We start from the raw sequence: 16,207 nt of genomic DNA on the forward strand, positions 1-16,207 counted from the left end.
CTTGCCTCAGATTCATGCGGTTTGGAGCGTTCCCAGCATTTAACTTGGGGGGATACTCTTCAAACTTGACTCTATTATAAGTTTAACACCCTATCCCCTGGGGTAGTATATGATATAGTAGGCATATGATAAAGTTATGTTGCGAACTATATTAACTTTCTTGACGAACTATGAGACTGGTAATTTGCCCCGGAGTCCACGAACCAAAGCTAACCGACTGTTTCCTGGCGGGACTTTCGGGGCTTTGGGGACTGGCAGCCGATCACCAAAACCAGCAAATAGTCGATCGTGTCAAGATTTTTCCCGCTCATAAATATCCGCCTTTTTCGGCTCTTGACATATTGCACTTTTTGTGCAGCGAAGAGTTAGCAGGAGAAAGTCTAGTATTTGTCAGCTTTTCGGCAGGAGTAGCCGGGGCGATCGGGGCGGCTTGGATGTGGCAGCAACTCGGCGGCAAAGTCGGGGCATTTTTTGCCTTAGACGGTTGGGGAGTACCCCTGGGGGGCAATTTTCCCATCCACCGAATCAGCCACGATCGCTTTACGCACTGGAGTTCGGCAATTCTCGGTGGCGGTGGAGAAAGCTTTTATGCAGATCCGCCGATCGAACATTTGGATTTATGGCGAGCTCCTCAAACGGCAAAAGGCTGGCACGTCAGCCAAACCGCCGCCGGGATTGAGACTGTCGCATCCACAACCGCAGCAAAATTTTTAGTCCACCTATTGAAACAATACGGAGTCCAATCAGTTGTTTAATCTTAATTTAGTATCATCCGCGATCGCACCTATTGCTACCATCGCCCGCCTCGACACTTCTGTCACTTCAGCCACAACAAACAGCCTCAAACAGTGGTTAATATTTAGCGCCTCAGCATTTTTAGTCTCCATTCCAGTATTCGTGCAAGCACCCTTAGTGCGCTTGTATCCCACCATCAGTTTGCTGTCAACTATCCCCTGGTTCGTTCTGAGTTTAATTCTAATTTTCCGGCCCAAAACCCAACTTTGGGGAGATTTATTATTAGGATTTGCCGGCTGCTGGCTGGCAGGTTCTATCTATTGGGGCTGGTTCAGATGGGAACCCATTTTACATCTACCTATAGAATCAATTGGCTTGCCTTTTGCTATTTGGTGCTTGGGCAAATCTTGGGGAAAAGTGGGCGGCTATTTTTACTTGGGTTCGCTCTTGGGTACTGCCATTACTGATTTATATTTTTATTTAACAGGGTTGATGCCCTACTGGCGGCAAGTGATGCACGCGGAACCGGAATTAGCAATGCCGATTTTTCAAAGTGCGATCGGTCAAATTGAAACTCCTTGGGGCATAGGTTGGGCTCTCGTTTTAATCGCTGTGTTGCTAACAGTCGGTTTGCTGAGTTTGCGCGGCACGCAACTGCACTGGCGCGCGTTTAGCGGCGCGGTGTTAAGCACGCTTTTGGTTGATGGTTTATTTTGGTTGGCTGCTTCTGCTGCTTAAGATTTATGATTAGTTTTTATGTTGGTATTTTTTGACCGCAGATGTGGGCAAATTGACGCAGATTAACGCAGATTTTTTTGATGGATGTAGTCTGGAGATTCCTGACTTTTTAAAGAAGTCGGGAATTTTGGTATTTACTGAACAATTATGAGTTAAAATCTAAAATCTCAAATCTAAGAATCCTAAATCAATATCATGTCTTTCATTTCAATTCGCGGTGTAGAACATTATTACGAGTGGATAACTGCAGATAACAGTACCCAACCCAGCGGCAAACCCGTGATGGTATTTCTCCACGGCTGGGCGGGATCGGCGCGCTACTGGGAAAGCACGGCACGGGCTATTGCTGATGATTTTGATTGTTTGCTGTACGATATGAGAGGTTTTGGTCGATCGCCTTTGCCAAAAGAGCCTCCTGAGTCCAGCTACGAACTCGAAACCTACGCCCGCGACTTAGCTGAATTATTAGAATCTCTGAATTTAAGCCGCGTCTTTCTCAATGCTCACTCCACAGGTGCATCAATTGCTACTTTATTTCTCAACCTTTACCCCGAAAAAGTAGAAAAAGCAATTCTCACTTGCAGCGGGATTTTTGAATACGACGAAAAATCTTTTACAACTTTTCACAAATTCGGTGGCTATGTGGTAAAATTTAGACCCTCTTGGTTGGCATCCATCCCCTTTGCCGATCGGCTATTTATGGCCCGGTTTTTGCGCCGTTCCCTGCCCACAGAGGTCAGTCTGGCGTTTCTCAAGGATTTTTTAATGGCAGACGAGCAAGCTGCTATAGGTACAATGGTGACGGCAGTCAGCAAAAGAGCCGCCGAGGAAATGCCCCAAGAATTTGCGCGGCTGAGTGTTCCCACACTGCTTGTGGCCGGAGAATTCGACCAAATTATCCCCGCCGTCATGGGAGAGCAAGCAGCCTCCCTCAGCAAAAAAGTAGAATTTGTTATAATTCCGAATACGGCTCACTTTCCGATGCTGGAGGATGCCGCAACATACTTGCAGCGAATTCGAGACTTTTTGCCAGCAGCGGCTTAGCTGAGTTATTGTTCATCTAATGTACGATCGGACACGCAAGCTTTGAGAACAGCTTTTGCTCCGATCTTAATTTTTAATTCCTAATTTCTTAAAGCGAAAGGTGGTACAATGAACGACCTCGACCAATACTATAAAGTGCTGGGACTGTTGCCGGGAGCTTCCAGAGAAGAAATTAGCCAAGCCTACAAGGATTTAGCGTTCATTTGGCACCCCGATCGCATCCCCAAAGACAATCCCAGACTACTACAGAAAGCTGAAGAAAAGATTAAGGAAATTAATCAAGCTCGCGAACAATTGCGATCGATTCAACCAAGAGGTCAGAATCAGAACGTTCAGCACAAACATACTCAGCACAAACACACCCAGCACCAAAACGCCCAGCACAAACATACCCAGCACCAAAACACCCAGCAACAAAACGCTCAGTACAGAAACACTCAGCAACAAAATACTCAGCAACAAAACGCTCAGTACAGAAATACTCAGCAACAAAATACCCAGCAGCAAAGCGCTCAGTACAGAAACACTCAGCAACAAAATACCCAGCAACAAAGCACTCAGTATAGAAACACTCAGCAACAAAATACCCAGCAACAAAACGCTCAGTACAGAAACACTCAGCAACAAACTACCCAGCAACAAAGCGCTCAGCAACCCAATACTCAGTACCAAAACACTCAGTACCAAAACACTCAGCAACCCAATACTCAGTACCACAACACTCAGCAACCCAATACTCAGTACCAAAACACTCAGTACAGAAATACTCAGTATCCAAACACCCAGCACCAAAACACCCAGCCACCGCCGGCAAACTCAAAAGAACCTCGCTACTCTTCTGAACCCTCTTCAGGAAAATATCCTGGAAATTATGCGGGAAACTATGGGGGAAACCCTGCAGGGCCGTATTCAGAGGCGTCCCGCTACCAATCGCAGCCGCCGCCATCTCAGTCTTACCGCCAAGCTGGGCCGCAAGCTCCCGATTTGAGCGGTTCCAACTTCAAAGGAGCTTCCTTAAAAGAAAAGGATTTTTCAGGGAGAAACTTGAGCAATGCAAACCTGAGTGAAGCCGACTTAAGCGATGCTTTTCTACACAACGTCAATCTCACAGGCGCGAATTTGCACCAAGCTAACTTGTTCCGGGCTAATTTGTTAGGAGCTTGTTTGATCAATGCCAACTTGAGAGAAACCAACTTAATCGGAGCCGATTTGAGCGGTGCTGACTTGAGCGGTGCTGACTTAACAGGAGCGAAAATCGGTTACGGCGATCGAGTTATGGTCAAACTTACCCGGACTACATTAACAGGTACAATCTTACCCGACGGTACTGTTCATAGCTAAATTATTTAGTTTTTAGTCAGTGGTTGTAGACGCGGGTTTTACCCGCAATATTTGCTGCAATTCCTAATACAAAAAAATCCGCCCTTTGCGAATTTGGGAGAAAAACTTATATTCTGTCCGCTAGAACAACCGCCATAAAATTGGTTCGTAGTGAGGGCATTCGTCGTCAGAATTGTATGAGGACTTGCATTCCTCGCTGCGTACCCATAATGGTTAAATTACTTGATATGATATTACGCGATCGCGATCGTACAAACCGAGTTTTTTTACCCGGTTCAACAACTGCAACGAGGTTTGGTCGTTCATCAAACCCCCTTTCTGTCTCCAACAGGGCTAATCGAGATTCATATTACAGCAACCGCCAAAATGGTTCCTGTTCTGTTTTTTCCTTGTTCCTTCTTCCTTGTTCCTTCTTCCTTGTTCCTTCTTCCTTGTTCCTTCTTCCTTGTTCCTTCTTCCTTGTTCCTTCTTCCTTCTCCCTTATTCCGACTTGCATCGGACTGACATCCGTTACATCCGTTACATAATCCGTTGCCGAACTTCCTTGTTCCTTCTTCCTTCTCCCTTATTCCGACTTGCATCGGACTGACATCCGTTACATCCGTTACATAATCCGTTGCCGAACTTCCTTCTTCCTTTTATCCGTTACATCCGTTACATAATCCGTTGCCGAACTGCCTTCCCTTATTAATTACTTCCACCACGGCGATTGCGTAACTTTCGTCCAGCAGCCAGCATAGCGCCTCCCGCCATCAAACCCCCCACAGTCATCGGTTCGGGAACCGGCTCAGGTGGAACCGTCTCCACAGAACCGCCTTTAATAAATACAGCAGAATCTAACTTGCCATCGCCCACATCTTTAATGCGGATACTGAGAACATTCGTCTGATTTTTCTTGAGCAAACCCTCAAAACCTAAAACTTTAGTAAAACCGTCCAGCTTAACGATGTTAGCAGCAATACCTGTCAAACTTGGGTTGTTAATATAGTCGGGGTGATCTTTAGAGCGATTATATGGATCTGGAACCAGATTATTAATCGTAACTGTTTTTCCGTCGCTCAATTTTGCCAAATTAGTGCCGTTCAGCAGCAGTTCAAAATCGTCATTATATTTAGAACCGCCGAACTCAGGAAACTCCTCAGAAGCAAATACATATTGAAAGAACAACTTTTCAACCGTGCTATTAGCAAAAAAGCTGAGGTTTAGCTGAGTCAGATCGCCCTGTTCACCCTTAGGACCAAAGTCCGTGCTTAAATCGCTGTCCTGTGTCGTGAAGTTATCTTTGCGATTCTGACCCGGTATATCGGCGACTCTACCAGTGCTCATAACAACACCTGATGTCAAACCGAAGGGGTCATTAGTGAAAGTACCAAAAGCAGCCGAATTACCCGTAATTGAAACAGAGAAATTACTCAACCCGGCTGTATTAGTCCCCAATAAATTATTTTTTAAAGTCTCAGTGTTATTAGTTGCCCCTACCGAAAATGCCATTGCTGGCGCTGCCAACAAACTCAGAGCAGTAGTTAATGTAGCTGTTAAGCCAGCAATTTTGTGAGTAATTATCATAAATTTTTCCTGGAAGATACAAACCTGATCCAATGCACAACTTCATTTTTACATTATATAAGTATCAATGTCTAGTGCCTTTACAATAACTTTACACATAAGTGTATATACGTTTTTTGGGGCTTATTTTTTGGGTAGTTCTTGGCAATTAGTCAGCCTCTAAACCTCAGCGCAAAAATACGGATGCAAAAATACACTTACACAGACTAATAATTTCAGGAGTTACGCACTGGAGACGAAAAAAACCGGGTTTTGATACCGTTGGCGCTCTCCAAAATGACTAATGACTAATAGCTAATGACTAATAGCTAATGACTAATAGCTAATGACTAATAGCTAATGACTAATAGCTAATGACTTATGAAAGATGACTTCGCCCAAAAAAACCATAGAAGCCCCCGATTCCTGTCGTAGAGAGCTCAAAATTTTTGATCCGAGTTCAACATCCCAGATTCATCTGTGGAGTAAATCTAAAATCGTCGAGTCGCCAAAGTCTCGCCCCCCTCTAAAATCTCTAATCGACTGACTGATGACTAAAACCCCCTTGCTTCTCCTTCCCCGCGCCGATCGGCAGCCCCTTCCAACCAACCGTCTGCAGTCAGGACGATCGCATTAGCGTTTCCCCAGCCGTCACCTTCGACAATCGGGTGTCCCCGCCGCCGCAACTCCGAAAGCGTCGCAGCCTCAAAACCTCCCCGTTCCACCCTCAGTCGATCGGGCTGCCACTGGTGGTGTATCCGAGGTGCAGACACAGCATCGCCGACATTCATGTCGTGAACCAATACGTTCAGCACAATTTGCAGCACCGTGGTAATAATCGTGCTGCCTCCGGGAGCTCCCGCAGCGAGGCGAAATTTGCCATTTTCTGTCACGATGACCGGCGTCATGCTCGATAAAGGAGTTTTGCCCGGGGCGATCGAATTTGCCTCCCCGCCCACCAAACCAAACAAATTCGGCACTCCCGGCGCCGCTGCAAAATCATCCATCTCGTTGTTGAGCAAAATTCCCGTACCCGCGGCCACGACTCCAGCCCCAAAACCGCCATTCACCGTAAATGTCAAGCTTACTACATTGCGCTCTTTGTCAACTACCGTAAGGTGCGTAGTTTCCGGAGACTCCCACAGGAGACGGTTCAAAGTTTCAGCGTCAACAGCCTTTACCTCGCTGGAGGGTCGGGCTTTTGACATTTGGATTTGCGATCGTCTCAATTTGGCATAATTGCTGCTAGTCAAAGCTTTGACCGGTACACTCACAAAATCCGGGTCTCCCAGATACTCAGCCCGGTCAGCATAAGCAATCCTCATGCTCTCCGCCAGCAAGTGCAAAGTATCTGGACTTTGCCTTCCCAAACTCTTGAGATCCGTATCTCCCAAAATATTTAAGATTTGCAACAAATGAACGCCGCCGGAAGAAGGAGGCGACATCGCGCAAATTTCATAAGTGCGAAAGTTGCCACAAACCGGATTCCGCCAAATCGGCGTATAGTTTTTCAAATCTTCCAGAGTGATAATACCGCCGTTTTTAGCCATGTCGGCGGCGATCGCCCGCGCAATGTCCCCGGTATAAAAACTCTGCGGATTTTGTGCAATCTGCCGCAAAGTCCGCGCCAAATCCCGCTGCACCAAAAGCTCACCCGGCTGGTATAAAATGCCACCACGAGTAAAAACCTCCAGCGCCGCCCGGTTTTTTTTGAGCACATCCTGTCGTCGCCCGGTAGCCGTGGTAAAGCGCGAACTTACCGGAAAGCCTTTTTCAGCCAGGGCGATCGCCGGCGCCACCACCTGGGCCCAAGGCAACTTACCGTACTCGCGGTGCACCGTATAAAGTCCAGCAACAGTACCCGGAATACCCGCCGCCAAATGCCCGTCCAGACTTGCCCTTTGGCGCACCTTGCCTTGCTTGTCGAGGTACATATCCCGCGTCGCCCGTTTCGGAGCTCGTTCCCGGAAATCCAGCGCTTGCACAGTCCCCGTTTCCGCCCGCCGCAGCAGTAAAAAACCCCCGCCACCGATACCCGCCGAAAAAGGCTCCACCACCGAAATCGCCAAAGCCGTAGCAGCCGCCGCATCCACTGCATTGCCGCCCTGTTGCAGCAGGGCCAGCCCCGCAGCGCTCGCCAGAGGGTGAGCCGAAACTGCCATCCCCTGTTGGCTGCGCTGCTGCTGCAAGGTTGGCTGTAGCTGTTGCTGGCAGCCACCCAACACCAAGACTGTTAGGCAACAAGTATAAATTCGCACTTTGCTCAAGAAATTGGGCAACATTTTTTACGCGTGAGGCGAGGATTTTTTATAGTATACTTTTAGGAGCATCTTCCCTAAAACCTAGCGGTACTAAGTTCAATCGCAGATAAATTACCTGTTATGGCAGACGGAAAAACGATTTGACCCTGGGAGGCGCTCACGGTACAAGAGGAAGAGAAAAATCAGGGACAGACGGTGGCAATTTAATAATTAAACAAGTTTGAAAAAGCAGCTTTTTTGATAAAATACCGATTTCAAAAAAGCTGATAAACTCAGAAGAACGGTGTTGCTGATTTACGGTAGGAAAAACTCAAGATGCAAATCATATAAACCCTGCTTCACAAAGCTTCTGAATTTTCCAATTATTTTTGTTTCCTAGCCTGATTAAGCAACAGCAAAACAATCAGTATTTTAGGTGATGGCTAGGGTAAGGCAACACATAGAGTAATTCAAAATGAGTCGTATTTTTTTACCCACCCCAACTTTACCAAGGGAGGCAGTAAGAAATTTACAAATTATTTACGATTGCTGGAACAGACTTATTATAGCTTTTTTTGGTAATCTTTTTGACTTTTGGTTAATCAGTAAACCATGTTTTACTGACTATTGATATAAAAATTTATCAAATAATTGTAATTAGGTTTGGAGGAAAGTTTCAAATTCCTCATTCCCCGTTTTGGCGCAATAAAAAAATTATGATTAGCAATTAACCGGAATCGAACTGAGTCATGAATGCAATTTTTTAGTAGCTATATAGTTATCAAACCAATAATTTTGGGTGAGGTCGGGTTTTTCTTGGTAAGTCGTATTAAAGCAAAAAGATGCGATCGAATTTAGGACAACTCCAGTCCCCGGACAAAACCCTCAATCCATAGCAGCCGTCGCCTTTGTGTCCGAAAAATTGCCCGCCAAATAATAGTCTGCACTCCGCCTGCTAAGGGCCGTCCCCTCCTTATGGTAGATAACACTCACGTTGGTAAACCTGTTATATTGGCAGTATGTAGGCAAGTTTTCTGACTACAGGTACTTGCACGTAAATGAGTCAGAGTGTCGGCTTCGATACTATACTTCGGTGAACAACTACCAAACCACACCTTAATGCAAGTTATGAATAGCCAAAAAATAAGTGTAATCATTCCTGCATTCAATGCTGCCGACACTCTGGCCGAGACAGTTGCCTCCGTACTCAATGGTACCCACAAGAATCTAGAAATTTTAATTGTTGATGACTGCTCTACTGACGCTACTGACAAAGTAGCTGCTAAGCTGGTCGAGCAAGATTCGAGAATTCAATACTTCAGAAATCCCCAAAATTACGGGGTTTCTAAGTCGAGAAATTTAATGATATATCGCGCCACAGGCGAGTATGTAGCGTTTATCGATAGCGACGATACCTGGGAACCCAATAAGTTAGAAGTTTGTTTGAAGATGCTCGCAGACAATCCCGAAGTCAAAGCTGTGGCTCACGCTTTGCGATATTTAGACAAGCGCGGCAACAAGTTGAGTTACATTCCCACCTATCCTACAACTAAAGCAGAAATGCAGGCGATTAAGGAGACAGGCGAAAGTCCTTGGGTTTTCCCGTCTTCTGTTGTAGTCTATCGCTCTATTCTACTCCAAGAAGGCGGCTTTGCAGAAGATTGGCAGGTAGGAGAAGATACAGAGTTATTTACTAAACTTGCTCAAAAGTATGGCTTGCTAGCGGCGACAGAACCTTTGGGAAATTATCGAATTAGAGAGAACTCTCTCACAGATAAACACTGGCTGAAGAAGCGCATAGCTTCTGATTGTGTCAAGGAAAACCAACTGCGGCGCTTGCGGGGAGAAAAAGAGTTATCACTCCAGGAGTACGAAGAGTTATGTTTTAAGAATTTGCCGCTTTTGCAAAGGCTTAACAAATTTCGAGAAGTTTTGGCACTGCACTACATGAGAAAGGTGGGACAAAGTTGGTTAAATCGGGAGGTTTTGCCGACTATTGTTTACGGCGTGGCTACCACAGTGCTCAATCCTCAAGCTACTGTCCACAAGTGGAAATGGATGAAAACTCACGAAAAGTTGAGTCATCAAACGGCAGAAGGTATTGGTCATTCGGCAGAATTAAACCCCCAGCGATCGTCTGAAATCGGGGGTTGAGCCTAAAGGATGTTATAGTTGTATAGCCTTTCTCAGTAACATGAGGTGCACGCTTGATATAGAGAATAGGGCATAGGGAATAGGGCATAGGGCATACCTCACTTTATTGACAACTTCTATATGCGGGTTTAGGCAAGAAATTTGGTGCTGCCAATCAAGCCGAATCGAAGCCGATCGCCCAGGGGCTGATTAATACGCGATGTTGGGGTCTTGATCCGTATTTGACTGTGAATATTCTGTCAGGTCAATTACCCGCAATACCAGCTACAGCGGCTTGCAGCCGTGCGGTGGAAGACAATATAAAAATTTTTGCGCGATCGGATGTCAGTCTTGATTTATTCTGCCACTAGCTTCAAGCCTATACAAGGCGCTAATAGCAGCGATCGCCAGCCGTGCTATTTGCCCCCACAACAGTTAGAATAAATAATGTATAAGTAAAAAGGAAAGTTTTTGGAATTAAAAAATGGGTAGCAAACCCCTTTTTGAGGCATAAAATAAAAGGAAAAATTTATAAAACATTCTGCCTTTTACCTTCAGAGGATGATCGCCTTTTTATTTGGAATTAGATTGAATTTATGGACTGGCAAGAAATTTCTGGCAACTGGGTATTAATTCCTTCAAGACCGATCGCGATCGTACATTTTCTCGGCGGTGCCTTTGTGGCGACAGCACCCCAACTCACCTATCGCTGGCTGTTAGAAGCTTTGGGGAATCAAGGATATGTTGTAGTAGCAACGCCGTTTGTTAATACTTTAGATCATATTGCGATCGCCCGCGATGTCCTCAACAAATTTGAAAATGCCCTCGATCGCCTGCGCGCCACTAAATTGCTCAAATCTTCCTATCTCCCCATCTACGGCATGGGACACAGCATGGGATGCAAACTCCACCTCCTGATCGGTTCTGTGTTTGACATAGAAAGGGCAGGCAATATTCTGATTTCGTTCAACAATTATGCGGCATCAGAAGCAATCCCGATCGTCGAGCAAATTTCCCCTGTCTTTAACGTCGAGTTTACCCCTTCCCCGCAAGAGACTAATCGCCTCGTCCAAGATAGCTATCAAATTCGGCGCAATCTTTTAGTTAAATTTAACGGCGACAACATCGACCAAACCCTGCTTTTGACCAAACTGCTAAAAGCACGATTTCCCGACATGATTACCGTTCAGACTCTAGCGGGCAACCATCAAACGCCCTTGGGTCAAGATGTTAGCTGGCCTGTAGGTCAAATTTTTACACCCTTCGACGCGATCGGGCAATGGGTGAAACAAGAAGTGTATCGAGAATTAAATGAATTAAAACGGACAATTCTGCTGTGGCTTAATCCTCTGTCCCGCGTTTAAAACCCGATGAACCCATTAATCAGAAATTTCCTCTACCACTTCCAAAATATCATCTTCATTGTTCTGCCTTGAGACAGGAGTATAATTTTTGACCATCGACAAACAGTTCCGTCCATCAGCCGTTCTTTCGTAACTAATACTGTCTGCGATGTCTTTAATCAATTTTAGACCCCGCCCGCCCGGAGAGTGAATATCGACTTTTTCCGAAATATCTTTGATTTTTTTCTCTAAATCAAACGGATCGCCGGAGTCCCAAATTTTAATCTCTAAAGATTCAGCGAACACCGCCACCTGAATGTCAACAGGCAAATCCGCTGGTTTGCCCTTGTGGGCGTGACGCACCGCATTCGTAAAGCCCTCAGCCAAAGCCAACTGACACCGTATCCACACACTTGTAGGAATTCGCGAGTCGTACAATTGTCCAAACCACGACAAAACCCAGCTTAATCCATTCAGACCTGTATTGACTTGAAGATCAGCTTTTTTTAGCATCGGCAACTTTTCGGAACCCTTTAATTCAATCACGCTCACCACACAAGTTCTTCATCGGCCGGTGGGCAAAATACAACGAGACAAAATACAACCAGATAAAATACCACGAGACAAAGTATAACGGCGGCAAAATTGAATGGTTGTTTGAGGATACTAGCTTTGGTGGGCCGTCGATCGATGTCTAATCCACTAATCGGTTAGTCACCATACCATAAATAGCACTTCCGTGTCAACCAGCGCCTGTGGCAAATAAAAGTCTATAAAAATTTATATTCTGAGTATAAACTGAGTGAAGTTCGATCGCGCCAAATTTCTATCAAATTTTAACGTAAATTGAACTCAACGACCCGCCCTCAAAAGCAATTACCTCGAAAGCGATGTCAATCAACTATACTCAATCTCAGACAAGGGCGCTGACAGGATATATTTTAAATGACCCCCAGACCTTGAAAAACTTGTAGTACCTAAGTGCCCATGTTTCAAATTCTGGTTATAGACGACGATACGGCTGTTCAAGAACTGCTGAGAAGAACCCTGAAAAAACAGGGTTACGAAGTAACAGTAGCAAGCAATGGCGAAGACGGTGTAGCCCAGGCGCAAAAATTGCGTCCGGCCCTGATAATTTGCGATTGGATCATGCCGCGCTTGACCGGCATCGATGTCTGCCGTCGAGTTAAGGCAGATCCGGATCTGTCAACTACACAATTCTTTTTGTTGACTTCTTTGGGTTCGATCGCCGATCGAGTCAAAGGCCTCGACGCCGGTGCCGACGATTTTATCTCGAAGCCGATCGAACTCAACGAATTACAGGCGAGAGTACGCGCGGGATTGAGGCTGCACCAACTCAGCCGAGATTTGAAAATAGCCAAGCAAAGTCTGGAAGCAGAGTTAGCCGAGGCCGCCGAGTACGTACAATCACTGCTGCCAGATCCGATGACGGAACCTTTCAGCATCGAAGCAAAATTCATTCCCTCCCGGCAGTTGGGGGGAGATTGCTTCGACTACAACTGGCTAGATGCCGATTATTTGGCGATTTACTTGCTCGACGTAGCCGGTCACGGTTTGCGGGCGGCGCTGCCTTCTGTGGCCGTGCTGAATTTGCTGCGATCGCGCACGCTCCCCAACATAGACTATTACAAACCCAGCGACGTTTTGCGCGCCCTCAACACCACCTTCCAGATGAGCTACCAAAACGACAAGTATTTCACCATCTGGTATGGCGTTTACAACCGCATTTCTCGCCAGCTAGTTTATGCCAGCGCCGGCCATCCACCGGCCGTGTTGATTTCCCAGTCCCCTGCGAGCACCGCTAAAATCCAGCGATTAAAAACCCCCGGAATGCCGGTCGGGATGTTCCCCGACGCCCCCTATGTCGATAATTGCTGCGATGTCGAGGATTTGAGCACTCTCTACATCTTTAGCGACGGGGTATACGAGATCCACCAACCTGACGGCAATATCTGGGGGCTTGACCCTTTCGTAGATTTGTTAGCAGCTTACAACGGTGCAAGTGCCGACCAGTTAGAGCTGGTTTTGAACTACATTCAAAAGTTGAACGCTAAAGCAGTTTTTGATGATGATTGGTCTTTACTCAAGGTAAACTTTGGCTAGCTGACTTCTTGCAGTGCATCTGTGACCAAATAGCAAAAAGGCAGCAGCCCAAAGATTTAGTTAGTTGAGAGAATTTTGCTATTAAAAGCATCGCGGGTCTGAAATATCTCGAAAACTCGATCCATGCTGGTGAGTTCAAATAAGATGCGGATTTGCTCGTTGATAGAACAGACAACTAATTGACTCCCAGCGGCCCGGACTGTTTTGAGCGCCAAGACTAAAGCGCCCAAACCAGAACTATCCATAAATGTCACATCAGTGAAGTCTATCAATACCACATCTGCTCCCGCTTCCACTAGGTCGCTAATCTCTTGGCGGAATTGACTTGCTTTGGTGCCGTCTAAAATGCCAGAGGGCTGAATAATTTTAACTACAGGACTCATATTTTGCGGTGGGAATGTCAGAATTTCTAGCCAGACTAGGCTAGTATAGCTGCGAGATGGACTCCGATCCAAATAAGAGAGGGGGAAAGCGCCAAAGCCTGAAAGCGGGAGAATAGTTTTGAGTGCAAAAGATGCTCCTCGTCGCGGATCGTAACGCCGATCGCAGTCGCAGCGCTTCGCCGGGAGTGAATTTTGAGATAGGGACAATCTTGGTTCTGCCGAAGGCCTTCTGGTATTAATTAAACTCGGCTAACTTTGGCGCGGTAGAGCAGTTTGTCGCCTTGTCTGTACCCTGTGTAGCGGACTTTGACGGGTTCTCCGGGTTCGGCTGTTCCTTCCATGAGCTGATGCTGTTGGGGGTTGTAGGGAATCTCGGCTCCGACTGGGGCGATCGACTCCACTCCCCAATGCTCCAATAACTGCTCGACTGGCCGCAGCAAGGGCAGTAGTTTCTGAGCCCGCAAGTTGTGATTTTCCTGAGCTTTGCTCGCAGCAGTCGGCCACTGCAACATCCAAGATTCTAAAATTTGCACGCTAGATAGCTGGAATTCCTGCATCAAAGATTCTCGCTGCTGTTCGATCGAAGCTTGCAGGCGCTGATATTCTTGTTCTAGGGCTGTCGGTGGTGCCGGTTCTAACTCTACATAGTTTGGCGCCAAGGTTGCGAGCAGTTCGGTTAAGGAAATTTGTAAAGCTTGACTGATTTTGAGCAGGATGTCGGCTCGGGTTTGCAAAGCTAAACCGCGACGCAGGCGACTTAGCTGGATCTCGGAAACTCCTGCTTTTTTGCTGAGTTCTCGATCGCTCGAAAGCCCCGCCTGTTCCATCAGGCGTTGCATTTGAGGAGCATAATCTGGAATATTGGCAGTCACGAAAAACTCATCCAAATTAATAAATGGACATATTCTCGATCGTAAACTGTCACGAGCCTTAACGAAATACATTTTTGGGGCGGGCTGTTGGGCCCGCCCCACAAGAGTTTCGCAATTGATGCCGATGCAAGTTCAATTATTGAAAGCTTGCTATTTGACGGCTACTTTTTCGCGGGCGGTGGCTGTTGCAGTTGTCGCAGAACCTTGCAAATGCGCTTCTAGGAACCACAAACGCTTGTCAATTGTCCGCGAAATTTCAGTGTAGAGATCCGCTGTATCGGCATCGCCGAGTTCGCCTGCTTTGTCGATGGCGACTCGCAGGTGTTGGGCGTAGGGTGCGTAGCGATCGGCCAAAGCCGTCACATATTCTTTGCCGTCTAAAATGTCGAAAGGAAATTCTGGCAAAATCGAATCTGCGGCGGCTGTGCGGGCTGTTCCTACAGCCAAACCGCCCAAAGCTGTGACTCGTTCTGCAACCGTATCAACGTATTCTTCGAGTTCTGTTGCCATTTCGTCAAACAGCAAGTGCAACTGGTAGAAGTCCATGCCTTTGACGTTCCAGTGAGCTTGCTTGACTTGAGTTTTTAAGTCCAGAGTCGTTGCCAGCGTGGCGTTGAGCAGCCCGACTACTTGAGAGCGGGTGGCGGCTGACATATCGATGCGGGTGGGGTAAAGATGTTGTTTGTGATTGTTGGTAGTCATAGGTTTTTAGCTTGTTATTAGTGATTGTCGATCGAATGTTTGCCTATCGTGAATTTCTATTGAGAGGCTCAGGCTAAGTGCATTTGCAACACGGCACGGGGAGCTCGGCGTACATTACAGCGGATTGTTTCTAAACCGAGACGCTGGCAAGCTTCGTAGCGGTGGCAGCCGGAAAATCCGTAATACTGACCATCTACTTCTAGCACGTCGATGGGTTCGTTTAAACCTACCTCGCGGATGGATTCCATAAGGGCGGCGACTTTGGTTTGGTCGTTGACTCGTGGCAGGGGGCGGCGAATCTGGTTGAGGGGTATTTCTTCGATCCTCATGGCGGCTCTCTTTTTTGCTTCTTGTTAAATCATACTCGTAATGACTTCGACTTGGCAAGAAAAATGTCAGGAAATTTTGAGATGGGGAGAACAGGGGCGTGCGATCGACCGTTTGCTGTAGTGTCGGGGGATGGACATTGGTAACAAGTTAGAAAAGAGTAGATTTTGTCAATACCCCTTTGTGTAGAAATATAATTGAATAATAATGATAATCAAACAAGGGAGTAAGAGTGGAGAGTCCGCCGACGGCGGACTCTCCACCACCAGCGATTATCATTATCAATAAGTTGTTCACTCGCTCTAGTTGCAGGCGATCAATAATAGTTGCACCGCAAGCGCACGGCAGCGCCGGAGTCGCATGAGAATTGCAGGCGTTGGTATTATCAACTGATAGAATTGACAAATAATTGAGCGATTGTGTAGGTCAGCAAATATGGTCAAGAGTCAAAAAACCAACCGTGACCACGCCAAAAAAACTCACAGGCCAATGGTAGAAGAAGAGGTAATCGCTTCGCAACTATCTGCATTACTAACACCAGCCATCACCTCACAAGAAAATTACTACCGCCAACTGGGTTTACGAGGGAGAATTCTCAACTTCCCATTAATGGTAGCAGCAGTATTAACCTTGCTGTGGCGAGACGTAGCTGGAGTGACAGAACTCACAAGAATGCTGGC

General features: G+C 46.5%; 15 protein-coding genes and 1 pseudogene. 8 read left to right on the forward strand and 8 right to left on the reverse strand.

What is annotated here, in order from left to right:
* The first annotated feature begins 170 nt into the window (after positions 1-170).
* The 4 genes from QUA90_RS25740 to QUA90_RS25755 all read left to right on the forward strand — a co-directional run bounded on the left by QUA90_RS25740 (position 171) and on the right by QUA90_RS25755 (position 3,858).
* Positions 171-755: a hypothetical protein gene (locus QUA90_RS25740; RefSeq protein WP_333448279.1), complete on the forward strand. Its 585-nt coding sequence runs from the start codon at positions 171-173 to the stop codon at positions 753-755.
* A complete protein-coding gene (locus QUA90_RS25745; protein ID WP_333448280.1) occupies positions 748-1,473 on the forward strand; it encodes a DUF3120 domain-containing protein in 726 nt (241 codons plus the stop codon). Before QUA90_RS25740 ends, QUA90_RS25745 begins: the two co-directional genes overlap by 8 nt.
* A 195-nt stretch (positions 1,474-1,668) precedes the next feature.
* Positions 1,669-2,517, forward strand: a complete 849-nt coding sequence (locus tag QUA90_RS25750) for an alpha/beta hydrolase (protein WP_333448281.1) — start codon at positions 1,669-1,671, stop codon at positions 2,515-2,517.
* A 108-nt stretch (positions 2,518-2,625) separates the two neighbouring features.
* Positions 2,626-3,858 (forward strand): pentapeptide repeat-containing protein, encoded by a 1,233-nt coding sequence (locus tag QUA90_RS25755; RefSeq protein ID WP_333448282.1) that lies wholly within the window; start codon positions 2,626-2,628, stop codon positions 3,856-3,858.
* Between the two features lie 349 nt (positions 3,859-4,207).
* On the opposite strand, the gene QUA90_RS25760 is transcribed toward QUA90_RS25755, so the two are convergent.
* From QUA90_RS25760 to ggt, 3 genes are all read right to left on the reverse strand, one after another.
* On the reverse strand, positions 4,208-4,354 hold the full coding sequence (locus QUA90_RS25760) for a hypothetical protein (RefSeq protein ID WP_333448283.1): 147 nt from the start codon (positions 4,352-4,354) through the stop codon (positions 4,208-4,210).
* A gap of 191 nt (positions 4,355-4,545) precedes the next feature.
* Positions 4,546-5,424, reverse strand: a complete 879-nt coding sequence (locus tag QUA90_RS25765) for a choice-of-anchor L family PEP-CTERM protein (RefSeq protein ID WP_333448284.1) — start codon at positions 5,422-5,424, stop codon at positions 4,546-4,548.
* Between the two features lie 533 nt (positions 5,425-5,957).
* Positions 5,958-7,685, reverse strand: coding sequence for a gamma-glutamyltransferase (gene ggt / locus QUA90_RS25770; protein WP_333448285.1), 1,728 nt, complete (start codon positions 7,683-7,685; stop codon positions 5,958-5,960).
* 1,086 nt (positions 7,686-8,771) lie between these two features.
* Here ggt and QUA90_RS25775 point away from each other — a divergent pair.
* On the forward strand, positions 8,772-9,797 hold the full coding sequence (locus QUA90_RS25775; RefSeq protein ID WP_333331556.1) for a glycosyltransferase family 2 protein: 1,026 nt from the start codon (positions 8,772-8,774) through the stop codon (positions 9,795-9,797).
* Between the two features lie 575 nt (positions 9,798-10,372).
* Positions 10,373-11,140 carry a DUF1350 family protein gene (locus QUA90_RS25780; protein ID WP_333331553.1) on the forward strand — a complete coding sequence of 256 codons (768 nt, stop codon included), beginning with the start codon at positions 10,373-10,375 and terminating at the stop codon, positions 11,138-11,140.
* A 15-nt stretch (positions 11,141-11,155) separates the two neighbouring features.
* Here the strand turns inward: QUA90_RS25780 and QUA90_RS25785 are convergent, their stop codons facing one another.
* Positions 11,156-11,674, reverse strand: a complete 519-nt coding sequence (locus tag QUA90_RS25785) for an anti-sigma regulatory factor (protein ID WP_333448286.1) — start codon at positions 11,672-11,674, stop codon at positions 11,156-11,158.
* Between the two features lie 432 nt (positions 11,675-12,106).
* On the opposite strand from QUA90_RS25785, the gene QUA90_RS25790 reads away from it, so the two are divergent.
* A complete protein-coding gene (locus QUA90_RS25790; protein ID WP_006632014.1) occupies positions 12,107-13,243 on the forward strand; it encodes a PP2C family protein-serine/threonine phosphatase in 1,137 nt (378 codons plus the stop codon).
* A gap of 56 nt (positions 13,244-13,299) precedes the next feature.
* Here QUA90_RS25790 and QUA90_RS25795 read toward each other — a convergent pair whose 3' ends face one another.
* From QUA90_RS25795 to QUA90_RS25810, 4 genes are all read right to left on the reverse strand, one after another.
* On the reverse strand, positions 13,300-13,626 hold the full coding sequence (locus QUA90_RS25795; protein WP_041623653.1) for an STAS domain-containing protein: 327 nt from the start codon (positions 13,624-13,626) through the stop codon (positions 13,300-13,302).
* 239 nt (positions 13,627-13,865) lie between these two features.
* Positions 13,866-14,570, reverse strand: a complete 705-nt coding sequence (locus QUA90_RS25800) for a helix-turn-helix domain-containing protein (protein ID WP_333448287.1) — start codon at positions 14,568-14,570, stop codon at positions 13,866-13,868.
* 78 nt (positions 14,571-14,648) lie between these two features.
* Positions 14,649-15,200: a DNA starvation/stationary phase protection protein Dps gene (gene dps, locus QUA90_RS25805; protein ID WP_333331545.1), complete on the reverse strand. Its 552-nt coding sequence runs from the start codon at positions 15,198-15,200 to the stop codon at positions 14,649-14,651.
* Between the two features lie 68 nt (positions 15,201-15,268).
* Positions 15,269-15,529, reverse strand: coding sequence for a sulfiredoxin (locus tag QUA90_RS25810; protein ID WP_333076422.1), 261 nt, complete (start codon positions 15,527-15,529; stop codon positions 15,269-15,271).
* Positions 15,530-16,016: 487 nt separating this feature from the next.
* Here QUA90_RS25810 and QUA90_RS25815 point away from each other — a divergent pair.
* A pseudogene (locus tag QUA90_RS25815) lies at positions 16,017-16,207 on the forward strand (IS4 family transposase); the annotation flags it as partial.

This window comes from Microcoleus sp. D3_18_C4 (assembly GCF_036702355.1).
In the GTDB taxonomy this organism is placed as follows: Bacteria; Cyanobacteriota; Cyanobacteriia; order Cyanobacteriales; family Microcoleaceae; genus Microcoleus.